This window comes from Methylovirgula sp. (assembly GCF_037200945.1).
Lineage (GTDB): Bacteria > Pseudomonadota > Alphaproteobacteria > Rhizobiales > Beijerinckiaceae > Methylovirgula.
On record NZ_JBBCGP010000001.1, the window covers coordinates 2,280,041 to 2,306,330 of the forward strand.

The 26,290-nt window shown below is 61.0% G+C and carries 24 protein-coding genes; 16 read left to right on the forward strand and 8 right to left on the reverse strand.

Annotated features, from left to right (window positions below; translation table 11 throughout):
- Window positions 1-54 precede the first annotated feature (54 nt).
- Entirely contained in the window at window positions 55-663 is a 609-nt protein-coding gene (locus WDN02_RS11150) for a PAS domain-containing protein (RefSeq protein WP_337293555.1), read from the reverse strand.
- A gap of 337 nt (window positions 664-1,000) precedes the next feature.
- On the opposite strand from WDN02_RS11150, the gene WDN02_RS11155 reads away from it, so the two are divergent.
- The 3 genes from WDN02_RS11155 to WDN02_RS11165 are packed head-to-tail and all read left to right on the forward strand — an operon-like array spanning window position 1,001 to window position 2,897.
- The gene (locus tag WDN02_RS11155) at window positions 1,001-1,303 is read left to right on the forward strand and encodes an antibiotic biosynthesis monooxygenase (protein WP_337293556.1); all 303 of its coding nucleotides are present in this window, start codon (window positions 1,001-1,003) and stop codon (window positions 1,301-1,303) included.
- Window positions 1,304-1,338: 35 nt separating this feature from the next.
- Window positions 1,339-2,343: a tRNA dihydrouridine(20/20a) synthase DusA gene (gene dusA / locus WDN02_RS11160; protein WP_337293557.1), complete on the forward strand. Its 1,005-nt coding sequence runs from the start codon at window positions 1,339-1,341 to the stop codon at window positions 2,341-2,343.
- A complete protein-coding gene (locus tag WDN02_RS11165) occupies window positions 2,340-2,897 on the forward strand; it encodes a hypothetical protein (RefSeq protein ID WP_337293558.1) in 558 nt (185 codons plus the stop codon). The genes dusA and WDN02_RS11165 overlap by 4 nt, the downstream gene beginning before the upstream one ends.
- A gap of 4 nt (window positions 2,898-2,901) precedes the next feature.
- Here WDN02_RS11165 and WDN02_RS11170 read toward each other — a convergent pair whose 3' ends face one another.
- From WDN02_RS11170 to WDN02_RS11180, 3 genes are all read right to left on the reverse strand, one after another.
- A complete protein-coding gene (locus WDN02_RS11170; RefSeq protein WP_337293559.1) occupies window positions 2,902-4,002 on the reverse strand; it encodes a LuxR C-terminal-related transcriptional regulator in 1,101 nt (366 codons plus the stop codon).
- 396 nt (window positions 4,003-4,398) lie between these two features.
- Entirely contained in the window at window positions 4,399-5,499 is a 1,101-nt protein-coding gene (locus tag WDN02_RS11175) for a calcium:proton antiporter (RefSeq protein WP_337293560.1), read from the reverse strand.
- A 92-nt stretch (window positions 5,500-5,591) separates the two neighbouring features.
- The gene (locus WDN02_RS11180) at window positions 5,592-7,049 is read right to left on the reverse strand and encodes a PLP-dependent aminotransferase family protein (protein ID WP_337293561.1); all 1,458 of its coding nucleotides are present in this window, start codon (window positions 7,047-7,049) and stop codon (window positions 5,592-5,594) included.
- Between the two features lie 432 nt (window positions 7,050-7,481).
- Here WDN02_RS11180 and WDN02_RS11185 point away from each other — a divergent pair, with 432 nt between their 5' ends.
- Entirely contained in the window at window positions 7,482-8,906 is a 1,425-nt protein-coding gene (locus WDN02_RS11185; RefSeq protein WP_337293562.1) for an APC family permease, read from the forward strand.
- An 86-nt stretch (window positions 8,907-8,992) separates the two neighbouring features.
- Here the strand turns inward: WDN02_RS11185 and WDN02_RS11190 are convergent, their stop codons facing one another.
- A complete protein-coding gene (locus WDN02_RS11190; RefSeq protein WP_337293563.1) occupies window positions 8,993-9,895 on the reverse strand; it encodes an ATP-binding protein in 903 nt (300 codons plus the stop codon).
- A 156-nt stretch (window positions 9,896-10,051) separates the two neighbouring features.
- Here WDN02_RS11190 and yajC point away from each other — a divergent pair, with 156 nt between their 5' ends.
- The 8 genes from yajC to WDN02_RS11230 all read left to right on the forward strand — a co-directional run bounded on the left by yajC (window position 10,052) and on the right by WDN02_RS11230 (window position 18,829).
- Window positions 10,052-10,393 carry a preprotein translocase subunit YajC gene (gene yajC, locus WDN02_RS11195; protein ID WP_337293564.1) on the forward strand — a complete coding sequence of 114 codons (342 nt, stop codon included), beginning with the start codon at window positions 10,052-10,054 and terminating at the stop codon, window positions 10,391-10,393.
- 37 nt (window positions 10,394-10,430) lie between these two features.
- Window positions 10,431-12,026: a protein translocase subunit SecD gene (gene secD, locus WDN02_RS11200; RefSeq protein WP_337293565.1), complete on the forward strand. Its 1,596-nt coding sequence runs from the start codon at window positions 10,431-10,433 to the stop codon at window positions 12,024-12,026.
- 69 nt (window positions 12,027-12,095) lie between these two features.
- A complete protein-coding gene (gene secF / locus WDN02_RS11205) occupies window positions 12,096-13,058 on the forward strand; it encodes a protein translocase subunit SecF (RefSeq protein ID WP_337293566.1) in 963 nt (320 codons plus the stop codon).
- A gap of 11 nt (window positions 13,059-13,069) precedes the next feature.
- A complete protein-coding gene (locus tag WDN02_RS11210; protein WP_337293567.1) occupies window positions 13,070-13,456 on the forward strand; it encodes an MTH938/NDUFAF3 family protein in 387 nt (128 codons plus the stop codon).
- Window positions 13,457-13,462: 6 nt separating this feature from the next.
- The gene (locus tag WDN02_RS11215; RefSeq protein WP_337293568.1) at window positions 13,463-14,275 is read left to right on the forward strand and encodes a phytoene/squalene synthase family protein; all 813 of its coding nucleotides are present in this window, start codon (window positions 13,463-13,465) and stop codon (window positions 14,273-14,275) included.
- 168 nt (window positions 14,276-14,443) lie between these two features.
- Window positions 14,444-17,485: an isoleucine--tRNA ligase gene (gene ileS / locus WDN02_RS11220; RefSeq protein WP_337293569.1), complete on the forward strand. Its 3,042-nt coding sequence runs from the start codon at window positions 14,444-14,446 to the stop codon at window positions 17,483-17,485.
- Window positions 17,482-18,021, forward strand: a complete 540-nt coding sequence (lspA, locus tag WDN02_RS11225; RefSeq protein WP_337293570.1) for a signal peptidase II — start codon at window positions 17,482-17,484, stop codon at window positions 18,019-18,021. Before ileS ends, lspA begins: the two co-directional genes overlap by 4 nt.
- Before the next feature lie 73 nt (window positions 18,022-18,094).
- Window positions 18,095-18,829: a hypothetical protein gene (locus WDN02_RS11230; protein ID WP_337293571.1), complete on the forward strand. Its 735-nt coding sequence runs from the start codon at window positions 18,095-18,097 to the stop codon at window positions 18,827-18,829.
- Window positions 18,830-18,883: 54 nt separating this feature from the next.
- Here the strand turns inward: WDN02_RS11230 and WDN02_RS11235 are convergent, their stop codons facing one another.
- Complete coding sequence (locus WDN02_RS11235) at window positions 18,884-19,909, reverse strand: hypothetical protein (protein ID WP_337293572.1); 1,026 nt, start codon at window positions 19,907-19,909, stop codon at window positions 18,884-18,886.
- A gap of 359 nt (window positions 19,910-20,268) precedes the next feature.
- Between WDN02_RS11235 and WDN02_RS11240 the strand changes: the two genes are divergently transcribed.
- Window positions 20,269-22,779, forward strand: a complete 2,511-nt coding sequence (locus WDN02_RS11240) for a response regulator (RefSeq protein WP_337293573.1) — start codon at window positions 20,269-20,271, stop codon at window positions 22,777-22,779.
- 5 nt (window positions 22,780-22,784) lie between these two features.
- A complete protein-coding gene (locus tag WDN02_RS11245) occupies window positions 22,785-23,318 on the forward strand; it encodes a hypothetical protein (RefSeq protein WP_337293574.1) in 534 nt (177 codons plus the stop codon).
- A 45-nt stretch (window positions 23,319-23,363) separates the two neighbouring features.
- On the opposite strand, the gene WDN02_RS11250 is transcribed toward WDN02_RS11245, so the two are convergent.
- Together WDN02_RS11250 and WDN02_RS11255 are read right to left on the reverse strand one after the other, a co-directional pair.
- Window positions 23,364-24,662, reverse strand: coding sequence for an IS701 family transposase (locus WDN02_RS11250; RefSeq protein WP_337293575.1), 1,299 nt, complete (start codon window positions 24,660-24,662; stop codon window positions 23,364-23,366).
- 97 nt (window positions 24,663-24,759) lie between these two features.
- Window positions 24,760-25,143, reverse strand: coding sequence for a hypothetical protein (locus WDN02_RS11255; RefSeq protein WP_337293576.1), 384 nt, complete (start codon window positions 25,141-25,143; stop codon window positions 24,760-24,762).
- A 242-nt stretch (window positions 25,144-25,385) separates the two neighbouring features.
- Between WDN02_RS11255 and WDN02_RS11260 the strand changes: the two genes are divergently transcribed.
- On the forward strand, window positions 25,386-25,841 hold the full coding sequence (locus WDN02_RS11260) for a MarR family transcriptional regulator (RefSeq protein ID WP_337293577.1): 456 nt from the start codon (window positions 25,386-25,388) through the stop codon (window positions 25,839-25,841).
- A gap of 37 nt (window positions 25,842-25,878) precedes the next feature.
- Window positions 25,879-26,289, forward strand: coding sequence for a DUF1398 family protein (locus tag WDN02_RS11265; RefSeq protein WP_337293578.1), 411 nt, complete (start codon window positions 25,879-25,881; stop codon window positions 26,287-26,289).
- Window position 26,290 lies beyond the last annotated feature (1 nt).

Genomic DNA, 26,290 nt, shown 5'->3' on the forward strand with positions numbered 1-26,290 from the left:
TAGCGACGAGCCGACAAAGCGAGCCTTCGGCTTGAAAATTACGTTGCAGCGCCTCTACTTGCCGCCATCGAAGACGCGTAAATGTCCGCGAATATCCGCGGGCCGTTCGTTTGTTCGCGCTTTCGCCGCGAAAGCCAATGCCGAAGCCTTGCTCATATTCGGCCAATTCGGCTGTGCTTCGATCGTGCGTAGCGCGCGCAATTTGAAGTGCGTGGCGGGTAAAAGACCAACCCACGGTGGTTGCGCCGCTGGCGTCGCGAGGCCAAGCAAACGAGAAGCGGCGTAACCGCCATGCCGCAGCGGAAGAAGCAAAATCTCGATATCGGCATCGCGATAACCTTCGGGTGAAGCGTTGACCGCGGCGAGAATCGGACACGCAGCTTCGATCGCCGTCATCAGTGCGGCGGCGACGTTGCGTGCATCCTGCGGTTGCCAAAGGCCTAGGAACGATCGGCCCAATTGTTCGGCGCAGAAAAATGCATTGAGCCGTGTTCCAGCCATCAGGAAGGGGAACTGATGCGCTACGTCCAGATCGAGCATGAAGAGATCGCTCAGCGTGCCGCGAATGGCCGCGAGATCGATATCGGCACGGTCGGGTGCCAACTCGTCGCCACGCAGCCTATTCCAATAGGCCAAAAGCTCTCGGGTCGCTTGCTGTCTCATTCTTCCCCATCGCCCCCAAGGCCGGACCCCTTTGACGCGCCTTTGTCCTGAAATGGCACGTCCGGAGATCGAATATTTCGAACCTATCGGGGAGGCTGCAGCCGATGTGCCAGCCTGCCGGGCGCTTCGCGAAAGCACGTGCGACGCTCTCTTCACGAACCCGAGAGGCCAGTAACGAACCGTGCGGCAGGCACGAAAACCTCAGGACGAACAGGTGACGCAGTGGTCTGTGGCGCGTCAAGATTGCGCCGTATCATGTCCCCGTTTTTCGTGCCTGTTCGCCCGCTTTCCACCGCCGCTTGGAATTGTTCCGTTCCTTGCATCAGGAGATAAATTCATGACCAGCGTCGCCCTCTACGTCGAGCTCAAGGCTAAACCTGGAAAAGAGGAAGAGGTCGCCGCCTTTCTGGCTGGCGCGCAAAGCCTTGCCGTAAGCGAGGCGGGAACCATTGTCTGGTTAGCGGCACGCGTCGATAAGGACACGTTTTTCATTTTCGACGCTTTTAATGATGAAGCCGGACGCAACGCCCATCTGAACGGCCCGATCGCGGCAGCTCTCATGGCCAATGCCGAGAAGCTTCTCGCGACGGCGCCCGTCATTCACAAAGCGGATGTTCTGGCGGACAAATTGCCTGCCTGATATAGGCTGGCGCATTCCCTGTGGATGAGCCAACGTTGACGAAGACGATTGATGAACTGAGCCACCGTTTCTGCGTGGCGCCGATGATGGATTGGACAGACCGGCATTGCCGTGTTTTCCATCGTCTATTGTCGCGCCGCGCGCGGCTTTATACCGAGATGGTGACGGCCGCGGCGATCATGCATGGCGACCGCCAGCGGCTCCTCGGTTTCGACGCGCAGGAACATCCGCTTGCCGTGCAGCTTGGCGGTTCGGAACCGGTGATGCTCGCCGAAGCTGCCGTGATCGCGGCCGATTTCGACTATGACGAGATCAATCTCAATATCGGCTGCCCATCGGAGCGCGTGCAGAACGGCGCGTTCGGGGCCTGCCTCATGCGCGAGCCCGACCTCGTCGCCGATTGTGTCGCGGCAATGAAAGCGCGCGTTCGCGTGCCTGTCACCGTCAAATGCCGGATCGGCGTGGACGAGCAGGAGCCAGAGGCCTTGTCGATCTTCGCAGGGCGGGTGATCGCGGCCGGTGCCGATCTGCTCATCGTTCATGCCCGTAAGGCGTGGCTGAAAGGTTTGTCGCCGCGCGAGAACCGCAGCGTTCCGCCATTGGATTACGCGCGCGTGCGCGCCTTGAAGAACGAATATCCGAATGTGCCGATCGTGTTGAACGGCGGCTTGATCGAGATCGGGCAGATGCAAGCCGAACTCGAACACCTTGACGGCGTGATGGTCGGCCGTGCTGCGTATCAGGACCCGGCGATACTCATGACGGTCGATTCGGCCCTCTTCGGCGAACCCGCACCTATGTCGAGCCGCCATGCCGCGCTCGAAGCTTTCATGCCCTATATCGAAGCACGCCTCGCTGAAGGCGTGTCGCTCTCTTCGATGACACGGCACGTTCTCGGGCTTTACAACGGCCTGCCGGGCGCACGCGCCTTCCGCCGCCATCTCGCCACAGAGGCAGTGAAACCTGGCGCGGGACTAGATGTGCTGCGCGCCGCGATGAACTTCGTGCCGGAGCACGCGATTGCGGAGGCCGCCGAATGAACGCCAGAGACATGCGCGATGCTGTGGCCAGCAAAGTGCCCGCTGTTACGCTTGTCTTCTGGATCATCAAGATTGCCGCGACGACGCTTGGCGAGACGGGTGGCGATAGCGTCACGATGACATTGAACTGGGGTTATCTCGCCGGAACCGCGTTGTTTCTTGCTGCGCTCGTCGTGCTTGTCGCGTTGCAAATTGCGGCGAAGAAATTTCATCCCTGGCTCTATTGGGCGACGATCGCGGATTTCGCCGATCGTTCGTTGGGCATCGGATATGCCGGTGGTTCGACGCTGCTTTTCGTCTGTCTGATGGCGGTGCTGGCGCTCTGGTATTGGACTCAAGGCTCGATTGCCGTCGAGACAGTAACGACGCCGAAAGTCGAAGCCTTCTATTGGGCGCCGATCACATTCTCACAGACGCTTGGCACCGCATTGGGCGGGCTCGCTTTCAGCCGGCCGCTCGCCTCGCTCATTCTGGCGGTCTTCATCATCGGGTGCATTCTCATCCTGCCGCAGCGGGCAGGCACGCATCCGGGCGAGGCACACGCGACGTCGTAGCGTATCATTGCGGCGTCAGGAAAATCCGCATGAGCAAAGCGATCAGATCCGATTGCCGGTGTGTCTCCGTCTTGGCAAAGATCGAGCGCAATTGCGTGCGCACCGTCTTCATCGACAGATTAAATTCGTCGGCGATCTCAGCCAATGTCGCGCCTCTCGCAAGCTCTTTGGCGACGCGCGCCTCGGCCGGCGTAAGGCCGAGCAGCCGCATGAGACGGTCGTGGGCGATATCCGGACGATCGTAGGGATCGATGATTGTGAGAATGGCTTTTGCCATTTGAAACATATCCGCGCGTGCGTTCACGAGCGGCGCAATGCGTAGAAACAGCGGCCGGCCCTGCGGTCGTTTCAAAGCCACCATTTCCGTCAAATCCCCGCTCAATAGCAGCCCGGGTGAGGTCGCCATACCGATCATGCGGCGCAGTGCGGCCGTCGCGTCGCGATCGTGCGGGATGATCATGCCGCCTTGCAAGCGCGCGGCGCTGTTCAGGAGCCGCTCGGCCTCGGGATTCATCAGCGTGACGCGGCCGGCATAATCCAGCAGTGCTGCGCCGGTCCGCATCGTGGTGAAAGTTTCAAGCGCGCCTTCATTGCGCGCGATGCCCAGCGCCGTGGCCAGCCGTCCGGCCTGTTGGAGATGCGGCAGCACTTTGTTCAGGGTTGACGCTTGCTCCGTGGTGAACGGCTCCTTGCCGCGCTCGATAGAAGCTTGGATCGGTCCCAGGTTGAAAGCGAGAAAGCTGCGCAGGTCGAAACGATCGAAAAAATCTGCCTGAATGGGCTGAAGGTCCAATTGTGCCGGTGTGAGCAGATCGGTTTCGGTGAAAATCTTGAGATTGTTGCGGGCCATGAATTCGCGGCCGGCCATGCGGAAATTCTGGCTGTACCAACCTTCGCGGAAGAAGACGTCAACACTTTCTTCCAGGCCCGGCGAACATGCGTGCCACGGCACCCCTGATTGCTGCGGGTAAAGAAACAGACTGCCGGATCCATTGAAGGCATTCGACAGTGTCTTGAGTGCCCCCGGCCAGAACGCCGGTGTCATCGCAGCTTCATAAAACTGGCTGACGGCCTCGGAGAGCAAACGATGATCGATGTCACCCACGCTTCGTCTCCCTGAAATTCCAGTCGTTCGCAGACTGTCAGACAGCGCAAAAACACGCGGAGAGTTGTAACGCGTAATCGGCCGTGCGGAACAAAGGGCGAAATTACCTTAGCCCGTCACGTTGCAAGTAGGCAACGCCGCACAGCCAAACTGGCCCAGCATACCTCATTTGCCCGAAGCGGCTTCGTTCTCGGAATGCCAAGATATGGCGCCGTCCCACGAATTATGGGCCGCATCATCGCTGGCAGGCAGCAATGCGTTTTAGGTAGAAATTTTCAGGCAGACCTTTGCACGAGATAAATTTTTTATGCGGCGCCGATTCCAGTGATCGGCGCCGCTTTATTTTTGCTTTCAAATGGCCTGCCGTCCAATTCGTTTGCGGCCGCTGCGGCGCTTTCAGCCTTCGATCAACAGCAGCACATAGGACAGAAACAGCAGCAGGTGGACGATACCTTGCAGGATGTTCGTCCGGCCGCTGGCGAAGGTGACGACGCTCACCGCCAGCGTCAGCAGCAGCATCACGAAATCTGTGTGCTCGAGGCCAAGATCGAGGCCGCGGCCGGTGATATGGCTCATGATGATCATCGCCGGGATGGTGAGGCCAATGGTCGAGAGCACCGAACCTAGAAAGATGTTCATCGATCGTTGCAGATGATTGCGCATGGCTGCCTTGGCAGCGCCAAGCGCCTCGGGCGTTGCAACGAGCAATGCGATGACAAGGCCACCGAGGGCATCCGGAAAATGCTGCGTCTCAACCAGATAATCGATCGGATGCGCGAGCTTTTCGGCGAGCGACACGACCGGGATCATATAGGCGAGCAGCAGCACCGCGTGCGGAAAGATCGGCTCCCGCACTTTGGCGAAATGTTCGATCGGTTCATCGCCGAGGGTGAAGAAACCGCGATGCCGTCCGGTCTGGATCACGAGGAACGCGCAATAAAGTCCCGCCGACATCACAATCAGGAAAATCTGCTGATGCGCCGATAAGCGTGGCCCCGGAGTGGTCTGAGTGAAATCGGGCATGATGAGGCTGAAGACGGCGAGCGGGATGATGACGCCGAGAAAAGCGTTCGCGCCCTGCAGATTGTAGTGCTGCTCGGCGTGGCGCAGCCCGCCGACGAGGAGCGAGAGGCCGACCATGCCGTTGAGGATGATCATCACGACCGCGAACAGCGTGTCGCGGACCAGCGTCGGGTTGTTGGCCCCGTGCAGCATCACCGCGGAAATGCTCATCACCTCGACCGCGGTAACCGAGAGGGTGAGGATCAGCGTGCCGTAGGGCTCGCCGAGCCGCTCGGCCAAAGCATCGGCGTGGCGCACGACGGCGAGCGCCGAGGCAAGAATGACGCTGAAAAGCCAGAGAAAGACGAGCGCGAGCCAAAGCGGATTGGACAGCCCCGCGAAAAGCTCGTTCCCCCAGCGCCAGAAGGCCGCGACCGTCGCGACGCTGACGAACAACAGCCATTCTTTGCGGAGGAAGTTCTTCAATGCATCCATGAAGCGGCCAGCCCCCATTTGCCGCGGAGAATTAGGCTAGTTAGCCCGGAGGCCGGAACAGCGGCAAGCCGATGCCGGCAGATGAGGGTGAATTATCTCTCCTCCACGGCATCCCGTAGCCGCTCGATCGTCGTCTGCATCTCGTGTGCGTCGAGGCTGGCGAAGCCAAGCCGGGCGGCGGGCTTGGTCTTGCCGTTGATCGTGCATTGCGTGCTCGTCAGGAATTGCGGCGTCCCATGCGGCCAGCGCTGTTCCAGTTTGGCGATATCGAAATCCTCCGCAAAGCGCACCCAGAAAGCCAGGCCGCCCGTCGGCGTATCGAAACTCGCGAAATCGCCGAGTTCATTCTGCAGCGCATCGGCGAACGCCAGACGCCGTCTGTCGAAGATGGCGTGGACGCGCTTGATGTGACGGCGCAATTGCCCGGATTCGATCAATTCGACAATGGCGAGTTCGGTGATCGGATCGCCCTGCCGGTCGATGGCGCCGATCCAATTGCCGATCTGTTGAATGAGCTTTATCGGTCCAGCGACATAGCCGACGCGTAGGCTTGGCGAGAGCACTTTCGAGAACGAGCCGACATAGATGATCTGCCCGGCGTGGTCGTTGCTCGCCAGCGGAAACATCGGCTGATGATCGAACTGGAATTCATGGTCGTAATCGTCCTCGATCACAATGAAGCCGAATTGCGCGGCGAGCGCGCGCAGCCGTAGCCGGGCGCTCGGGCGCAACACGACGGTCGTCGGGAATTGATGACCGGGCGTGAGATAGACGGCGCGCACGCGTGTACGGCGGCAGATCGCTTCAAGATGATTGAGGTCGATGCCTTCGGGGCCAAGCTTGGCCGCCTGCACTTTGGCGCCGGCCAGCGTGAAGGCCTGCACCGCGGGCGGATAGGTCAGTTCCTCGAAGATGACGGTGTCGTCTTTGGCGACGATGCTGTGGGCGATGACGTACAGCGCCATCTGGCTGCCGCGCGTCACGCAGATGTTCTCCGGCGTCGTATTGAGGCCGCGCGTCATGTTGAGCATTTTCGAGATCGATTGACGCAAGGCCTCCGTGCCGCGCGGATCGCCATAACCGAGCAGCCTTTGCCGCGAGGCCGCGCGCGCCGCGCCCGCATAGGCCTGCGCGATCGCCATCGTCGGGATCAGCCGCTGATCCGGCACGCCGTCATCGAACCCGGTCTTGGCCTCGCGTGGCCAGAGTAGGGGCGGTTTCACAGCGCGGCCGCGCGCCTCAGGGAACGTCTGTGCGGGTTCCGGCTCAAACTTCTCCGGCGCGCCGTCGCGGATATTGCGCGCGATGAACGTGCCGCGCCTCTGGTCGGTCGTCACCCAGCCCTGCGCCGCCAATTCGTCGTAAGCTTGAACAACGGTTTTGCGGTTTACCTCGAGATCTTTGGCAAGGTCGCGGGTGCCGGGCAGACTGTCGCCCGCGGTGAGCCGCCCGCGCTGGATTTCTTCGATGATCGCTTGGGCGATCCGCACGCTGAGGCTGCCGCGCCCCTCGGCGCGGACGATGAGATTCGGATTCCATGGACGAAGCATTCTGGCCCCTGAGACGAAGGTCTGGAGACCTGGCGAGGGCGCCAGGCACGTTTCCTCATAAGCAAAGATTGTGCTTGTGGTCCCCTCTGCGGCGTTTAGAGCCAGGGTAGGCGGGGCCTTGGGGCCAAGCGGTTTTTTAGATTAGAATAAGTGCAAAAAGAAGTTCCAGTGTGGCGCGGAATAAGGCTGCCAGAGCCTAAAGAAAGTGCCGTTTTCTCTCGGAAAGCGTCAAAACACGCGCTTCAGTGTGCGTCGCCAGAAGCCGTCGCCACGAGCGGGCCTCCTGGACCACCTTGCATTTAAGAACTGGATGTTCAGGGCGGGCCAAGGCCCCCCTAGCCTTAAATGCAATTGCGACCCAACGTCGCGAGGCAGGAAGGCTCGTGACCGCTGGCCGCAAGAGGTGCAACCCTCTTTCGAAAGTTTGTCGCCATGGCAATAGCAACGATCCCCGGAAAGCTTAAGGCGAATTGCCTCGGCTTCCCTGAACTGCTCGCGCAGAACATCGCGCTGATCTCGCCGACGATGACCGCCGCGCTCATCGTCCCCGTCATGTATTCGAACACGGCCGATTGGAGTTGGCTCTCCTATGCGCTCGGCACAATCATGCTGTTGTTCGTTGCCTTCAACCTCAATCAATTTGCCAAACGTTCCACCTCATCCGGTTCGATGTACGCTTATATCTGCCGCGGCCTGGGATTGACGGCGGGCGCCATCGGCGGCTGGGCGCTCATCTGGTCTTATCTCGGCATCGCCATGGCGGGTGTCACCGGCTTCACGGTCTTCTCTGGCAAGCTCTTGTCGATGATGGGTATCAACGCGCCGCCAATCCTTCTTTTCGCGGTCTGCGTTGCAGTTTCCTGGTTCTGCGCCTGGAAGAACGTCAATTTGTCCGCCCGCGCGATGCTGCTCTGCGAAGGCATTTCGATGGTGCTGATCACCATTCTCGGCTTCATCGTGATGGGCCATCATGGCTTTTCAATCGACACGCCGCAGTTCGACACGAAGACCATTCCGTGGTCGAGCATGGGTCTCGGCGTCGTGGTTGCAGTCTTCTCGCTCGTCGGCTTCGAGGCAGCGACCGCCTTCGGCGACGAGGCGAAAGACCCGCTGAAGACAGTGCCAAGCTCGGTCTATTGGAGCCTGATCATCTCCGGCGTTTTCTTCGTCTTTGTTACTTACTTCGAAGTGCAGGGAACTCGCGGGTATTCGACGACGCTCGACAAGATCGACCAGCCGCTCAACATCCTCGCGCAACTGGTCCATATCCCATTGCTGCAGATTCCGCTGTCGCTCGGCGCGATGCTGAGCTTCTTCGCGCTGAACCTGTCCTGCGTCAGCGCAGGCGGCCGCATCATCTATGCGCTGGGGCGTCACGGCATTCTGCCGGCAGCAACGGCTTCCGCGCATAACACAAACGAGACGCCGCATATCGCGGTGACGATCATGGCGCTCATGTCGTTCATTGTCCCGACGGTGGCGACGTTGGTTGGAAAAGTCGCGTTGCTCGACCTCTTCAACGATGTCGGCACCTGCGCGGCCTTTGGCTTCGTGACCGTCTATGCGCTGATCACCGTCGCGGCGCCGGTCTATCTCAAGAAGATCGGCGAACTGAAGCCGATCGATATCGCGGGCTGCGTTGCGTCCCTGCTGCTGCTGGCCGTGCCGGCGATCGGCAGCGTCTATCCGGTGCCGTCGCCGCCGGTGAACTACTTCCCCTATGCCTTCCTGGCCTATCTCGCAGTCGGCGCCATCTGGATCGCGGCCTACTATCGCCGCACCCCGACGGCTCCCGAACTGATCAAGGACGACCTCGACCAGAGCCATGCCCGTTACAGTGCGGTCGCCGGCGAATAACAGTCGGGCATCCGCTAAAACGAGAAGCGCGCCATACTGGCGCGCTTTTCATTTCAGGCTTCAATTCGGACGTTCAGTTCGTTGTCTTAACTTGTCGTCTTGCCGGCACGGCCGATGAGATCCTGGATGAATTGCCAGGCGGTACGGCCGGAACGGGCGCCGCGCGTCGTGGCCCATTCAAGCGCCTCGGCCGTCGTCTTGACCCGGTCAACTTCCAACCCGTAATGCGCGATATAGGCAAAGACCATCGCGATATAGTCGTACTGGCTGCATTTGTGGAAGCCGAGCCAGAGACCGAAACGGTCTGACAGCGAGACCTTTTCTTCCACCGTCTCGCCGGGGTTGAGCGCCGTCGAGCGTTCGTTCTCGATCATCTCGCGCGCCAGCAGGTGGCGCCGGTTCGACGTGGCATAGAGGATGACATTCGCCGGGCGTCCTTCGATGCCGCCTTCGAGCACCGTTTTCAGCGACTTGTAGCTTGTGTCTTCGCCATCGAAGGAGAGATCGTCGCAGAAGATGAGGAAGCGGTAGGGCGAGTCACGCAAGAGCGCCATCAGATCCGGCAGATGCTCGATATCCTCGCGGTGGATTTCGACAAGCTTCATCGGCCGGTAGCCTGGCGTCTTGGCAAGCCGCACATTGATGTCCGCGTGCACGGCTTTGACCAGCGAAGACTTGCCCATGCCGCGGGCGCCCCAGAGCAGGGCGTTATTGGCGGCAAATCCTTTAGCGAAACGCTCGGTGTTCTCGATCAGGATGTCGCGCACCTGATCGATGCCGCGCAGCAATTCGATCTCGACGCGGTTGACCTTGATGACTGGATGCAGAAGGCCGCCCTTCGCCTGCCAGACGAATGCGTCGGCGCGGCTCAGGTCCGGTGCGCGTGCCGGGGGCGGCGCCAGGCGCTCCAGCGCCTCGGCGATGCGTTTCAGGGTCGTCTGAAGCTCCGGCGCGCTCGGCGCGGCCGCGATATCCGTCTGGCTGGTCATTTTTCTCGCATTCCCAAGGTGATGCGGATGTAATGAACGGCATCGCCCGCGTCCAGCATGGCGCCATTGCTTTCGCGCTCGCGCTGGCTATAGTCGCGCCGCAAATCAGGGCAGGATGCCCGCCGTAGAGGGCGTAAGCCCCTGAAGGAGAGGAATTTGTTTACCCCGGCTTTCGCCCAGGTTCTGGGCGGCGGCACGTCCGGCAGCGCTTCCGACATTTTCAGTTTTGTCGCGCCCTTCGTGCTCATCGTCATCATCATGTATTTCTTGGTCATTCGCCCGCAGCAGAAGAGCTCCCGTGCGCATGCCGATCTGGTCAAGAACGTCCGCCGCGGCGACACGATCGTTATGACCGGCGGCCTCATCGGCAAGGTCTCTCGCGTGATCGACGACAACGAAGTCGAGCTTGAAATTGCCCCCAATGTCAAAGTGCGGGTATCGCGGGCGCAGATTTCGGACGTGCGTTCCAAGGGCGAGCCGGTCAAGGATGCCGCCTGACGCATTTGCGTCTAACTAGAAAAGATAATCCTCGCCTATGCTGCGCTTTGCGACCTGGAAAGTTGTTTCGATCCTATCGGCGACCCTGCTCGCCGTCTTGGTGATCGCCCCGAGCCTGTTGTCGCCAGGCGCGCGCGCCGCGCTTGAGGCGCATGTGCCGAGCTGGCTTCCGATGCGCACCATCGTGCTCGGCCTCGATCTGCAAGGCGGCTCGCATGTCCTGCTCGAGGTCGATGCCGCCTCGGTCCTGAAAACCGAAGTCCAGAATCTGCGCGATGATACGCGGCGCCTGCTGCGCGAGCAGAAAATCCCGATCAGCGGCGGCGTCGCCATGCTGCAGAAGGGCGTGCAATTCCATCTGCTTGATGCGGCCGACGGCCAGAAGATCATGCCGAAGCTCAGCCAGCTTGCCCAGCCGATCGGCGGGACTTTGCTTGGCGGCACGGCGGCTCCGGGGCTCGATGTCAAAGATACGGGCAATGGCACGCTTCAATTGCTGGTGACGGACGACGCCCTCCACGACAAGGTGCGCCACGCGGTCGATCAATCGATCGAAGTGCTGCGACGCCGCGTCGATGCCCTGGGCACGACGGAGCCGAACATCCAGCGCCAGGGCGACGATCGTATTCTGGTCGAAGTGCCGGGGCTGCAAAACCCCGAGAAGCTGAAGCAAATTCTCGGCACGACCGCCAAACTCGAATTCCGCCTCGTCGGCCAGCCAAACGAGGACCCGAACGACGTTGAGCAGCTCGACCAGACCGAGGAACCCGGCAAGATACCGGTCGAAAAACAGGTCATGGTGCAGGGCGAGGATTTGACTGACGCGCAGCCGGGTTTCGATCCGCAGACCGGCGAAGCCATCGTCGATTTCCGCTTCAATATCCGCGGCGGCGAGCGATTCGGCGAAGTGACCTCCGCCAATGTTGGCCGGCCCTTCGCCATCGTACTCGACGGCAAGGTCATCTCTGCGCCAGTGATCCGGGGGCCGATCACGGGTGGCTCGGGACAGATTTCCGGCCATTTCACCACCGAGGCCGCCAACAATCTGGCGATCCTGCTGCGTGCCGGCGCGCTGCCCGCCAAGCTTACTATTGTCGAAGAGCGCACGGTGGGCCCGGGTCTCGGTCAGGATTCGATTGATGCCGGCAAGCGTGCCGCTTTCGTCGGCGCGGCGCTGGTGCTGGGCTATATGCTCATCACGTACGGCACGTTCGGCATTTTCGCGAATATCGCGCTCATCGTGCATATCGCCTTCATCTTCGCTGGCCTTATCCTGCTTGGTGCGACGCTGACGCTGCCCGGCATCGCCGGCATCGTGCTGACGATCGGTATGGCGGTCGACTCGAACGTGCTGATCTACGAACGTATCCGCGAGGAGGCCCATGCCGGGCGCTCGATCGTGTCGGCGCTCGACGCCGGTTTCAAACGCGCCTTTGCGACCATCGTCGACTCGAATGTCACGATGTTCGTTGCCGCCGCGATCCTTTATTTTCTCGGCACGGGGCCTGTGCGCGGCTTTGCCGTGTCGCTTGCGCTTGGCATTCTGACGACCATCGTGACCGCGGTGACGATGACGCGCATGATGATCGCGCTCTGGTATCAATATAAGCGGCCAACCAAGCTGCCTATTTAAGCGCATGATCTTCACCGAAAAGTCTGCAACTTTTCGGGATCATGCGATGGTTCGATCTAAGGTTTTGCGATGAAGCTGCTGCGCCTCGCCCCGGAGAATACCAAGTTCCCGTTCATGCGGTTTCGCCGCGTGAGCTATCCATTCTCCGCGTTCATGTCGATCGTCTCCGTTGCGTTGTTCCTGACGTTCGGGATGAATTTCGGTATCGATTTCTCCGGCGGTACGCTGATGGAGCTGCGCGCCAAGACGGGCGCCGCCGACATTTCCGCGATCCGCACCGAAATGCGCAAGCTCACGAGCGGCGACATCGAAGTGCAGGGCTTCGGCAGCCCATCCGACGTGTTGTTGCGTTTCGGCGTGCCGAAGGAAGGCGCGGCGGCGCAGGAGCAGACAGTTGCCGCGGTCAAGAACGCGCTCGGCAATCAATATGATTTCCGCCGTGTTGAAGTCGTGGGCCCACGCGTCTCCGGCGAGCTGGTGCAATCCGGTACGCTCGGCGTTGTCATCTCGATCATCGCGGTGCTGTGCTATCTCTGGTTCCGATTTGAATGGCAGTTTGCCGTCGGCGCGATCATCGCGACGATGCACGATCTTCTGCTGACTGTCGGCTTCTTCTCGCTGACGCGGCTCGAATTCAACACCACGTCCATCGCCGCGATTCTTACCATCGTCGGCTATTCGCTGAACGAGACGGTGGTTGTTCTCGACCGCATCCGCGAGATGCGGAAGAAATACCGCAAGATGCCGACCGATCAATTGATCGATCTTTCGGTCAATGCCGTCCTGCCACGCACGATCATGACGGCGACCACGGTTTTCCTTGCGTTGCTCTCGCTGGTCATTTTCGGCGGTGAGGTCATCCGCTCGTTCTCGCTCGCGATGATCTGGGGCATCTGCGTCGCGACCTATTCGTCGGTCTTCATCTGCTCGCCGATGCTGATCTATCTCGGCTTGCGCAATGTAAGCGCCGAACCGGCCCCGACGGGCGCGAAGGATTCGAAAGCCAGACCGGGCGCCGTCAAGACGGCGTAAGGAGCCGACGCATGTCCGGCCCAAAATATTCAGGCTTTTTGCCCGGCCGGCATGTGATCGAGGGCTATGGCAATTTCGGCTTCACCTTTGGCGGCATGTCGCATCGCGGCTCGATCCTGGCTCTCCCGTCCGGCATCTATGCCTGGGACGTGTTAGGGCCGGAAGATCTCGGCGTCGGCGCGTTGGCGCAGGTCTTCGCCGAACCGAAAGGTGAAATCGAACATCTGCTGATCGGCACCGGCGTGGAACTGCGGCCACTGGCCAAGGAACTCCGTGCTGCGCTCAATCGCGACGGAATTCGCGTCGAGCCGATGGCGACGGGGGCGGCGGCGCGGACCTATTCGATCCTGCTCGGTGAAAACCGTCGTGTCGCGGCGGCGCTGATCGCCGTGGCTTGAGCGGCGATGGATCACGCGGCCGATTACACATATTGCGAGGCACTCCTTCGGCGCAACGATCCCGACCGCTGGCTGGCAAGCCTGTTTCTGCCGGTGGCGTTGCGCTCGCATGTCGTCGCGCTCTATGCCTTTAGCGACGAGATCGCCCGCGTCCGCGCGCATGTGAGCGAGCCTTTGCTGGGTGAAATCCGCTTCCAATATTGGCGCGATGTGCTGACGGGCGAGCGCGGCGGGGATGCGCCGGTCGCGGCGGCGCTGGTCGATACGGTCGAGCGCTTCCGGCTGCCACGCGAAAAACTCATCAGCCTCATCGATGCGCGCCTGTTCGATCTCTACGACGCGCCGATGCCGAGCGTCACGGCCCTCGAATCCTACGCCGCGGCGACGGCGGGGTCGTTATTTCAACTCGCGGCGTTCATCCTCGATCCCGCGGCCGACGTCGCGGCGGCATCGCGGCACGCGGGGATCGCCTATGCCGTTACTGGCCTTTTGCGCGGGCTGCCTTGGCAAGTTGCTGCCGGGCAGACCTATGTGCCGCGCGAGCTTTACGCTGGCTCGGACTTGAAGACCGATCGCCCGGCGCTCGATGCCGCCTTGGCAAAGCTGCGGGTGCTGGTGCGTCAGAATCTGGCCGCTTTGGCTACCGAGCCTGCCACCAAATCCGGGCAGGCGGCGCCGGCGTTTCTCCCCGCCGCGCTGTGCGAGCTTTACCTACCGCAGATGGAAAAGCCGGGCTACGATCCGCTCGCGACCCTCGTCGAGGTTCCGCAATGGCGGCGCCAGTGGCGACTCTGGCGCGCGGCGCGGAAAATCGTCTAGCTGGCGCTTGCCGGTTTGCAGGATGCCGGGAATGGTCTAGAAGGCCGAATGTTCAGAAAAGCTTCATCCGCGGCCCGAATTATCAGCCCGGCCGGCGCCTAAGCCAGCGCGTCGCCGGGCGTTGCGTAGTCTTCCGCGGCTCTGCCGCACGATCAGGCCTTTGCACAGATGAATGAACAGACACGGGCGGCCAAGAAGGCCGAAGGCCCGGATTATTCAAAAAGCCTCTATCTGCCGCAGACGGATTTCCCGATGCGCGCCGGTCTGCCGCAGAAGGAGCCGGAATTGCTCGCGCGTTGGCGTGAGATCGAGCTGTACCGGCGCCTGCGCGAAGCCGGGCAGGGACGGCCGAAATTCGTCCTCCACGACGGGCCGCCTTACGCCAATGGCAACATCCATATCGGTCATGCGCTGAATAAAATCCTGAAAGACCTCGTCACGCGCTCGCAGCAGATGACGGGCAAGGATTCGAACTACGTGCCGGGCTGGGATTGTCACGGCCTGCCGATCGAATGGAAGATCGAGGAAGAATATCGCGCCAAGGGCAAGAACAAGGACGAGGTGCCGATCATCGAATTCCGCCGCCAGTGCCGCGCCTTTGCCGCGCATTGGGTCGATGTGCAACGCGAGCAATTCAAGCGCCTCGGCGTCATTGGCGATTGGGATCATCCCTACGAGACGATGACATTTCCGGCCGAGGCGCAGATCGCCCGCGAGATCATGAAATTCGCCGAAAATGGTACGCTCTATCGCGGCTCGAAGCCAGTGATGTGGAGCGTCGTCGAAAAGACCGCGCTGGCCGAAGCCGAAGTCGAATACGAAGACCATGTCAGCGATACAATCTACGTAGCGTTTCCGGTCACTTCTGTCGGCAATGTTCGCGTTGTTGGCGAGGGCATCAGCGTCGGGCAAAAACGCGCCCTCCTTAACGAGGCGAAGATCGTCATCTGGACGACGACGCCTTGGACCATCCCTGCGAACCGCGCGATCAGCTATTCGTCGAAGATCGCGTATGGGATTTATCGCGTCACCGCCGCGCCAGAGAGCAATTGGGCGAAGATTGGGGCGACCTTTCTCCTCGCCGACGCGCTCGCCGACAGTGTGCTGAAAGCTGCGAAGGTTGAGGCTTACGAGAAAGTCACGCCCGTCTATGCGGAAGAGCTTCTTGGCATAACCGCGGCGCATCCGCTCGCTCGCACGTTGCTAGGTTATGACTTTGACGTGCCGCTTTTCGACGGCGATCATGTCACGGATGATACTGGCACGGGCTTCGTCCATACTGCCCCCGGCCACGGCCGCGACGACTTCGAGATTTGGATGGCGCACGGCCGCGAACTGGCGGTGCGTGGAATCGAAACGCGGCTTCCTTACACGGTCGATGCCGACGGCTTCCTGACGAAAGACGCGCCGGGCTTTACCGGCAAGCGCGTCATCGACGACAAGGGCAACAAGGGCGATGCCAACGAGGCGGTGATCAAGGCTTTGATTGAGGCCGGCGCGTTGATCGCGCGCGGCCGTCTGAAGCATCAATATCCGCATTCCTGGCGCTCGAAGAAGCCGCTCATCTTCCGCAATACGCCGCAATGGTTCATTGCGCTGGATAAACCCATCGAAGGTCTCGGCGGAAAGACGCAGGGCAGCAACGGCGGCCCGTCGCTGCGCGAGATCGCGCTCGATGAAATCGCCCGCACGCAATGGTTCCCGGCGCAAGGCGAGAACCGGATCACCGGTATGGTTGCCGGGCGCCCGGATTGGGTCGTCTCGCGTCAGCGTGCCTGGGGTGTGCCGATTGCGATTTTCGTGCGCAAGGAGACGAGCGACATTCTTGTCGATGCACGGGTTAACGCACGCATTGCAGAGGCTTTCGAGCAAGAAGGCGCCGACGCCTGGTTTGCGCCCGATGCTGCCGCACGTTTTCTTGCGCCTGACTACGATCCGAACGATTTCGACAAGATCGACGATGTCCTCGATGTCTGGTTCGATTCAGGCTCGACGCATGCCTTCACGTTGGAAGACGCGAAAGACTTTCCTGGCCTCGCCGGTATCAAGCGCACGCGCGACGGCGGCCGCGATGCCGTGATGTATCTTGAAGGGTCGGACCAGCATCGCGGCTGGTTTCAATCCTCACTGCTCGAAAGCTGCGGCACGCGCGGCCGCGCGCCGTTCGATGCGGTGCTGACGCATGGCTTCGTCCTCGATGAGAAGGGCCAGAAAATGGCCAAGTCCGTTGGCAATGTCGTCGCGCCGCAGACGGTTATCGCGCAATCGGGCGCCGACATTCTGCGCTTCTGGGTCGCGGCCTCCGATTATTCCGATGACCTGCGCATTGGCCCGGAGATTTTGAAGACCTTCGTCGAAACGTATCGCAAGCTGCGCAACACGATCCGCTGGATGCTCGGCTCGCTGGCGCATTACGACGCGGCGGCGAAGCAGCTCACCGTTACGGACATGCCGGAACTTGAACGGCTGATGCTGCATCGGCTCGCCGAACTCGACACGGATATACGCGAGGCGTATGCGCGCTTTGATTACAAGCGTGTCGTCGCGCGGCTATCGGTATTTTTGAATACCGACCTTTCGGCGTTCTATTTCGACATTCGCAAGGACACGCTCTATTGCGATCCGCCGTCGAGCCTGAAACGCCATGCGTCGCTTGCCGCGATCGAGCAGATTTTCCGCGCCGTCACTTTATGGCTTGCACCGATCCTCGCTTTCACCTGCGAGGAGGCGTGGCTGTCGCGCTATCCAGAAGCAACGTCGATCCATCTTGAAGCCTTTCCGCAAATTCCGGCGGAATGGCGCGACGACGCACTGGCGGCGAAATGGGAGAAAATCCGCCGCGTTCGGTCCGTTGTTACAGGCGCGCTGGAGATTGAGCGTGGACAGAAGCGCATCGGCTCGTCGCTCGAAGCCGCCCCGGCCGTCTATATTGCCGATCCCGATTTGCGCGCGGCGGTGACCGGGACCGACTTTGCTGAGGTCTGCATCACGTCGGATATTGCCGTCGAAGCCGGGGAGGGGCCGGCGGAGGCTTTCCGCCTGTCGGATATCGCCGGCGTCGCGGTCGTTCCGGCGCAGGCTCCGGGCCGTAAATGTGCGCGTTCGTGGAAAATCTCGACGCTCGTTGGCAGTGATGCAGAATTCCCGGATGTGACGCCGCGTGATGCACAGGCGTTGCGCGAACTCGCCTCGGCGGGACTTTGGCCATGAGCGCGCAAGCGGATGGCAGCTTGCCGGTGAGTCAACAATCATCGCTGGTTCGCGTCCGGGCGGTCGGCCTGCTCACCGCGCTCGCCACATTCGTCCTCGATCAGGGCAACAAGCTTTGGCTCATTTTCGGCTATGGCATTGCGGCTCATCAGCCGATCCATCTGGCGCCCTTCTTCGACGTGATTTTTCTGAAAAACCCGGGAATTTCCTATTCCCTGCTGACGGCGAGTTCGGCTTTCGGCCGCTGGGCGCTGCTTGTCATCGCTTTGGTGGCGACCGCGTGTCTTATTCTATGGCTGTGGCGGACGCGCTTGATCCTGACCGGCTTTGGCCTCGGGCTGATCATCGGCGGCGCGGTCGGCAACGCGGCCGATCGGCTGGCCTATGGGTATGTTGCTGATTTTTATCACTTTCATGTCGGCAGCTTTTCCTGGTATGTATTCAATCTCGCAGACGTGGCGATCTGTATCGGGGTGGGTCTGCTGGTACTTGAAGGGTTGACCGAAAAGCCCCGGGCAAATGATGCGGCCGAATAGGCCGGCTTGCCAACAAATCGCCGTGAATTGTGGGATTATGAGAGATTGCCGACAGCGGCGAAGGAGATGTGCCTTGCCCTTCGATTCACGTAGAACCCGCAACCTTGTTGCCGCGACGAGTGGTGTTGCGCTTGCCGCTTTGCTTGCCGCAAGTCCCGCGCGCGCTGATGGCGATATGTGGAATTCCATGCTGGGCTGGGTCGGGATGGGACACAAATCGGCCGCCGCGACCGAGGGACCCGACGACGGCGCGATCGATTACACGCCGAAGCCGGCGCTCGTCGTGCCGCCGAAGATGGATTTGCCCCCGCCGCAGGCGGCGACATCGACCCCGGCCGATTGGCCGCATGACCCGGACGCTACCGCGCGCGCAAAAGCCGAGGCTGACTCACGGCGTCCGGCGCCATCCAGCGATTCAACCTCTAACAATTCTGTTGGGGACTTTGTGGCCGACGCCGACAAGGCGAAGCCGGACAACGGCAACGGCGAGAGCGAGTCTTGCACCAATACAGCCGGCAAACCGATCTGCTTTTATGGACCGTCCGATCTCATGAAGTTCACCAAGGGTTGGAATATGGGCGGTCTGTTCAGCACCCATGCCGAGGATACGTCGAAGTTGCGGATCGGCTCGGAGCCCCCGCGCGAATATCTGATCCAGCCGCCGCCGGGCTACCAAATGCCGAAGGTGAAGGACGAGGACGACAGCGACGCGGATAGCGACACCGATACGTCGAAATATGATTCGGTCGATGTTGGCGCGCCGCGCCATCATCATCACAGCAGCACCGATTCCAGCACCGCAAATTAGGCCTTCAGCGGTATAGATCGGATCGGTGGCTAGCTTCGGCGATAGCCGGAGAGGCTAGGGCTTGTCCGGCGTCCGGCCCAGAAGCTTTGCCATCTCTTCCTCGAGCGAAACCATCAAGTCTTCGGCGCCCGGCGTGGGTGCGGCGGAGGCTTCGTCCTTGGGCGTCGCAGGGGCGGGCAGAGCGAATTCGAGGTCCGTCGCGGGCTTGTTTTCGACGACGGGGGGTACGGGCGTCGTCGGGCTCGGGTCACGCGGCCGGATTGGCTGGGTAAAACTCGGGCCTGCTGGGCGCGACTGCGGTTGTCCCGGGTTTTGGTTCGGGCGCCAGCGCATGAAACCTTGCGTCGTAGCCTGCGAGGGGGCTTGCCCCCCTTCTGCAGGGCCGGTTACGGGCTTGGCAGGAAGCGTCGCCTCAGCACTCGGCAGAGCCGGCTCCATGGCTACTGGCGGTGCGGCAGGTGTTGGCGGAAATGGCGCGGGCGCCGGTTTGACGTCGGGTCGCAGCGGGGGCGTTGTCCGTCGCGGGCTGACCGGTGTCGCGAGCGGCGCGCGGGCTATTGATTGAACCGGTGCGGAAGTGACGGGCGTGACGATGGTCGGCGTGACCGGCGGAATCTGGCGTGCCGTAACCGGCTCTTCGGCAGGGGCTTCGGGGACGAAGGGCGGTAGCGGCAATTGTGGTTCGACACTCGTCGGCTTCAACGGTTGCACCGCGGGCAATTGCACGGCCTCAAAATCTTTTTCGCGTGGCTTATCGCGATCCTTGTCGCGCTGGCGCGGCTCGCGCGCTTCGGCCCGGACGATCTGCGACTCTATCAACATATCGTTGGGGCCGCCGATCATGATGAGATGTTCGACGTTGTCACGCCGCACGATGACGAGCTGGCGCTGGCGGTCGAGATCGAAAGCATCGACGATGCCGAGCCGCAATTGCCGGCCGCGTGCGCCAGACATCCTCAAGCGGCGGCCAAAGGCCAGGCGAAAGACGAGCAGAACGAGGAGCGCCGCGACGATCAGCGCAACGGCAGCCGCGCCATAGGCCAGAGCCTTGTTTCCACTGAGCCAACTCAAGCCTTGCATGAGCTTGTCTAATCCCCGATTTTGGGCACGCTTGGCCCTTCCAGTCGCTTTAGGCCAATTCCGCAAACCGGGCGAGTTTGCCGAGGTTCCGAAAATGCCCGAATTCGATTATTCTAACATGCCGCCACGTTGCCGCGCGGACGAGGTTAATAAATGGTTAACGCGCCCCTGTGGCGCTGTGCGGACGACCTTAACGTCACGCGACTTTTGCGCAAGTGTCGCCTCAATCTCTCCCCGCGCCGGGTCGAGCGGGAAAAAGGCCATCGCGCGCATTGCAAACAACCACCGTGGGTTCCATTCTCCCGAATCGCAGGCAGCGCGCCGAATCGCGGCCGTGCCGCCGCATGATGAGGTGACGTTTGACCGACCAGCCGACCACCGCTGCCTTCGACCGCACGGAGCGTGCCGGCAGCCCGGGCCTTGTACTGCTTTTCGCGGCTTGTCTTGTCGGCCCGATCGCCGCCTTTTCCGTTCTGCCGAAGGATCAGGCCGGCACGATGGTGATCGGCCTTTTGACTATCCTGGCGGTCATCGGAATTTTCGCGCTGTTCGGCTACGCGGTCGGCTTTTTTCAATTTTCCGGGCAGGCGGCGCGCAATGATCTGACGCGTCTCATCTGCGATAGCGAGCCGGAAGGCGCCATCGTCACCGACAATGCCGGCAAGATCCTTTACGCCAACGAAGCCTATATGCGGCTCTCCGGTGCGCGCGATGTAAGCCAGCTCAAGGCCGTCGAGCGGCTGCTCTCGGGGCCGTCCGATGTTTCGGAATCGATTTACCGGCTCGCGCAAGCCGCGCGTGAAGGCAAACGCAACACCGAGGAATTACGGCTGGCGCCGCCGCTGACGGGCGACAGCGAAGTTGGCTGGTATCGCGTGCGCGTACGGCCGCTGAATTTTTCCGGCGCCAAACGCGCCACGCTCTGGAGCGTCGCCGACGTGACGCGCGAGCGCGAGCGGCACGAAAACGTCTTTCAGGAATTGCAGCACGCGATCGATTTTCTCGACCATGCGCCGGCGGGCTTTTTCTCCTGTGACGCGTCGGGCGCCGTCTCCTACATGAACGCGACGCTGGCGGGATGGCTCGACTATGATCTCGCTCAGGTCGGGTCCGGCGGTCTGGAACTCAACGATTTCGTCGCCGGCGGCGGCGCGGTTCTGCTCGCAAGTGTCGCCGGGGCGCCGGGCGATGTCGTCACCGATCAGTTCGACATGGAATTGAAGCGCCGCAACGGTCAGAGCCTGCCGGTGCGGATGCTGCACCGGGTTGCGTTCGGCCAGGATGGTTTGCCCGGCGCTTCGCGTACTCTGGTTTTCAATCGCGCGCCGGGCGAGGAACCGGCGGAAGATTTGCGCGCCGCGGAAGTGCGTTTTGCGCGTGTCTTCCTCGCCGCGCCGATGGCCATGGCGATCGTCGATCGCAACGGGCGCATCAAACGCTCCAACACGGCCTTCGCCAAACTGATGCCGGAGGCCCTCCGCGCTGCGGATTCGGCGCAACGCAGCATCCGGGGAGGTATTTCGGACACCGATCATCCTGCGCTCGATAGCGCGATTGCCGCTGCCGCAGGATCGAAGACCGACATACCCCCCGTGGACGTGCAGCTTTCGGGCAACCGTTCGGCGCGCCTGCTTTTTTCCGCGTCCGACGAAGCCGACGGGCCGGGCGCAACGATCTATGCACTCGATACGACGGAACTGCGCACGCTCAAGGAGAATTTTGCGCAGTCGCAGAAGATGCAGGCGATCGGCCAGCTTGCCGGCGGCGTCGCGCATGATTTCAACAATGTGCTGACCGCGATCATCGGCTATTCCGACCTGCTGCTGGCCAATCATCGGCCGACCGATCCGTCCTTTCAGGACATTATGCAGATCAAGCAGAACGCCAATCGTGCCGCCGGTCTCGTGCGGCAATTGCTCGCCTTCTCGCGGCGGCAGACGCTGCGGCCGGAGGTTTTGCAGCTCGGCGATGTGCTCTCGGAATTGCAGCTGATGATGCGTCGCCTCGTTGGCGAGAAGGTCAGCCTGGAATTGCGGCATGGCCGCGATCTGTGGCTCGTCAAAGCCGATATCAATCAGTTCGAACAAGTGATCATCAATCTCGTCGTCAACGCTCGCGACGCCATGCCAGACGGCGGCAAGATCGAATTGCGCACGGCCAATCTGGCCGCGGCGGACAATGCGAAGCTCAACGAAAAATCTCTTCCTGCCGCCGATTATGTGATGATCGAAGTGGCGGACACCGGCACCGGAATTCCTGACGACGTTCGCGAAAAGATTTTCGAGCCGTTCTTCACGACCAAAGAGGTTGGCAAAGGAACCGGTCTCGGCCTTGCGATGGTCTACGGCATCGTCAAGCAGACGGGCGGCTACGTGTTCTGCGACTCGACAGTCGGTGTCGGCACAATCTTCCGTATCCTCCTGCCACGCTATGTTCCGACGCAGGGCGAAGATGAAGTGCGCAACAAGGAACCGGTCAAGAAGGCGGCGGCCGATCTCACCGGACACGGCACAATTCTGCTCGTCGAGGATGAGGAGGCAGTACGTGCCTTCGGCGCCCGCGCCTTGTCGGCGCGCGGCTATACGGTGCTTGAAGCCGCCAACGGCGCCGAAGCTTTGGAAGTCGCTGACAGGAATTCCAAGATCGATCTCATCGTGTCCGACGTCGTCATGCCGGAGATGGACGGACCGACCATGTTCGGCGAATTACGTAAGCGCGGCGTGCGCGCGAAGGTCATTTTCGTATCAGGCTATGCCGAGGATGCGTTTGCGAAGAATTTGCCGGAGGGCGAAGATTTCGGCTTTCTCGCCAAGCCCTTCACCCTCAAGCAATTGATCGAGGCGGTGAAAGGTGCGGCGCCTGCGGGATAGGCAAGATGAGCGTTGCACGCCGGTTGCTTTTTGCCTGGTTCATCGCCGCTTTGGCGGCGGGTTATGCGCAAATTGCGGACGCAAAAGTGCCGGGCCGCTCGGTCGAGCCTGTCCGGCAAATCGAACTCAGCGAAGAGAAAATCACGCACTATCTTGCTGCGAGGCCGGCGTTCGATGAGATTCTCGCGAAAGCGGCTGCGGTGCCGGAACCGCGGTACATGCGCTTGCTCAACGAGACGGCGCGCAAGAACGGGTTTGCTGATTATGCGGATTACGAATCTGTCGCCATCAACGTCGTTTGGATTTTGACTGGCATAGATCCGCTCAGCAAAAAATATGTCGGCGTGCAAACCGTGACGAAACAGGAAGCCGCCATTTTGCTCTCCGACAAGGCCCTCTCGCCGCGCGATCACAGGTCGCGGTTTGATACTCTACACGCGCAAATGCTCACCGCCGCTCCAACGAAGTTCGCGGCCAATATTGCGCTGGTGACGAAATACTACGACAAGCTTTTCACGTTGGATGCGTCGAAGAATTAGCACTACTTTGGCAGTTTAGGTTTGCCTGGGTCGGCGAGGAGTTTCTCACAATGGGGGCATCGTCTGGGTGGCGGCCGTGCGAAGAGGTCGAGGATGGCTTGCCTGACGGCCGGCACGCTCGGTTGTGGTGGTGGTCCCCCGACTCTTTTTTTTCCGTCCCGCTGCTTTGAGGCGGCGAGATTGGAGGAAGGCGTAGGCGATCATGGTCATCAAGGCGTGTCGGTGTAACCCAGTCCAGGATCTACCTTCGAAGTGATCGAGGCCAAGCTCCTCCTTGAGCTGCTGATGCGCCTGCTCACAGACCCATCTGGCTTTGATCGTGGCGGCGAGCATCTTGAGGCTCGCATCGGCCGGTAAGTTCGACACATAGTATTTTTGCTCGCCCGTCGACCGGCGTTCGCCGACGAGCCAGACCTCGTCGCCCGGCATGCACTGCATACGATTATCGATCATGCGGTGCTTATGGCCATCCGCAACGCGAACACGCCGGGCCGCGAAGAGACATGTTAGCCGACCTTTGGTGCCCCGCCGCCAGCTGACCCTTTGCCATTTCCCTCCGGCCAACACCGCTTCAGCCGCGACCGGGGGCTGATCCGGGACGTGGTATTTGCGGGGCTTTCCGGCCTTCGCGATGGGGAAGATCAGGACAACGTCGGCGGGATAAACGTTCTGGCGTCGCGACAGACCCACCGCCCACAGCAGACCGCGCTCGCTCAAAGCCTGACGGAAAGGCCCGCTGGAACCGTATCCTGAATCGGCAAGCACACAGCCGAAACGAGCACCGGAGGCGATGACGCGGTCGATCTCCTCGATCGCAATTTCCGGCTTTGTCAAAGCAGTCTGTCTATCCTTCGGCACATGGGCTCGCGCCATGCGCGCAGGATCATTTGTCCAGCTCTCGGGCAGGAAGAGCCGCAGGCCCACCATCACCGGCACCTCACGCGACGCCAACGTCACCGAGACGAGCGATTGGCAGTTGGCAGTCTTTCCGAGCGACGAGGCATATTGTGGCGCGACGCCAACCGAGTGACATCCCTTCTTGGGCAACGCCGTGTCATCGATGACAAGAAACCCCGCCTCATCGCCAACCAGGCCATCTGCCTTCTTCAGCAGAGCAGCCTGGAGTGGAGCACTGTCCCAAACTCCGGCAGCGACGAAATGATGAAGCTGATCGTAGCTGATCTCGCCAGCGCGCGTCGCCATCGGCTGAACGCTCTTGCGGTCTCCTGGACCGATCAGCCCGGCGATATAGGCTGGACACATCCGCGCCCTCGTCTTGTGCCGAAGCGCGGCGACAAACGGCGCAAGCCAGCGATCGAGATCCGCGTGCCAGTCAACGTCCATTGATCGGCCCTCCATGAGCCGACCTCCCATGAATCACGCAAACCCGCTCTTGGGAATCCAAAAAACGCGCTACCACCAAAAATCTGCCAAAGTAGTGCTAGTCGCGTGCCCACGTGCCCCGCTGGTCGTCATACCGGCGATAGTGGTGATATCTGCGGTCATAGCTGGTCGTAATCTTGCGGGCGCGACGTCGCGACTCCGGGACCGCTTGCGCAACAGGCTGAACCGGCTGAAAGACCGCTTTGCAAGGGGGGCTCAGATTGGCGACATTGGCCTGCATGCAGGCCGCCACCCGGTCGCTGTCGGGGATATACGCTCCGCAGAGGCGGAATGCATCCGGCGTGCAGGCTTCCTTCTGTGCCTCGCTGACTTCAAATGCGCGCGCGCCCATCGAGAAACTCGATGCAAGCCCAACGGCAAGAGCGAGACCGGCACCCCGAGCAGCGTTCTTGTTGCGGAAAAAGCTCATCTGCGCGCGCATGGAAATCCCTCTTCGATGCGATCCTGTGGACCGACCGGCATCGGCAATCCCGATTTTAACACGGTGGGTCCACCCCCAGTTCCTTTAGATAGATCAATTCACAAGCTTCGCATCCCCGCCAAGCGAAAATTGAACATGTGTGTGTCGATCACAGGGCGGGTGTCGCCTAACCGAACGTTCAAATGATTTTAATTGACAAGGAAACTAATTTCAGCGAAAGCCATCATGACAGGGAGACTGCCATGGCGCGCGCCGCATCCGAACTCACCGCTCACCTTGGCTATTGGCTGCGTTTTGTCTCCAATCATGTGTCGCTCGCCTTCGCCCGCAAGCTCGAAAGCCGGGGCGTGACCGTTGCTGAATGGGTCGTCCTGCGTGAGCTTTATGAGTCAGCCCCGGTCGCGCCCAGCGAGGTCGCGGAGCGGCTCGGGCTCACCCGGGGCGCGATCAGCAAGCTCGCCGACAGGTTGATCGCGAAATCGTTTCTGGTGCGCCGCGCAAGTCTCGCAGATGGGCGCGCACAACGTCTGGCGCTAACCGCGCAGGGGCGGCTGATTGTGCCTGGCTTGGCGGCGCTCGCCGACGAAAACGACGCCGAATTTTTTGCTCATCTGAACGCCCGCGACCGCGCCGATCTGAAGCGCATCCTGCACAATCTCGTTGTGCAACACGGGCTTAAAATCGTGCCGATGTCTTGACGTCGTCATGGCGGCATCGCGAGACCGGGGCAGACAAATGAACGCAGAGCAAGTCGCAATCGCACAAGACTGCCACGAGGGCGCGGAGACGGACCGGATGACGTTTCCGCAAAGCGTCGCAAAGCTGACGGACGCGGGCTTCGACGGTTATCTTGTCGATCTGCGCCGCGCGACACGAACGTTTTATCTGCCGGATGGCGAAAGCCTCGATCTTTCAACTGCGAAGATGGCTCAAAACGTGGCGTCACGCTTCGATGTGGAGAGTATCAGGGCGGCGATCCGCGAGGCTCAGGCTTTGGCGCCCGGCTATACTTATCGAGGCTTTTGCGTCAAGGTCGCCGCAGCGGGCTGCGCCGGCTATCTCGTCTCCTTCCCAGAGCGACGTGTGCTTTATTTTGGTCGCACGGGCGAAACGCACGTGGAACATTTTCCTCGCGCGCAATCCTAGG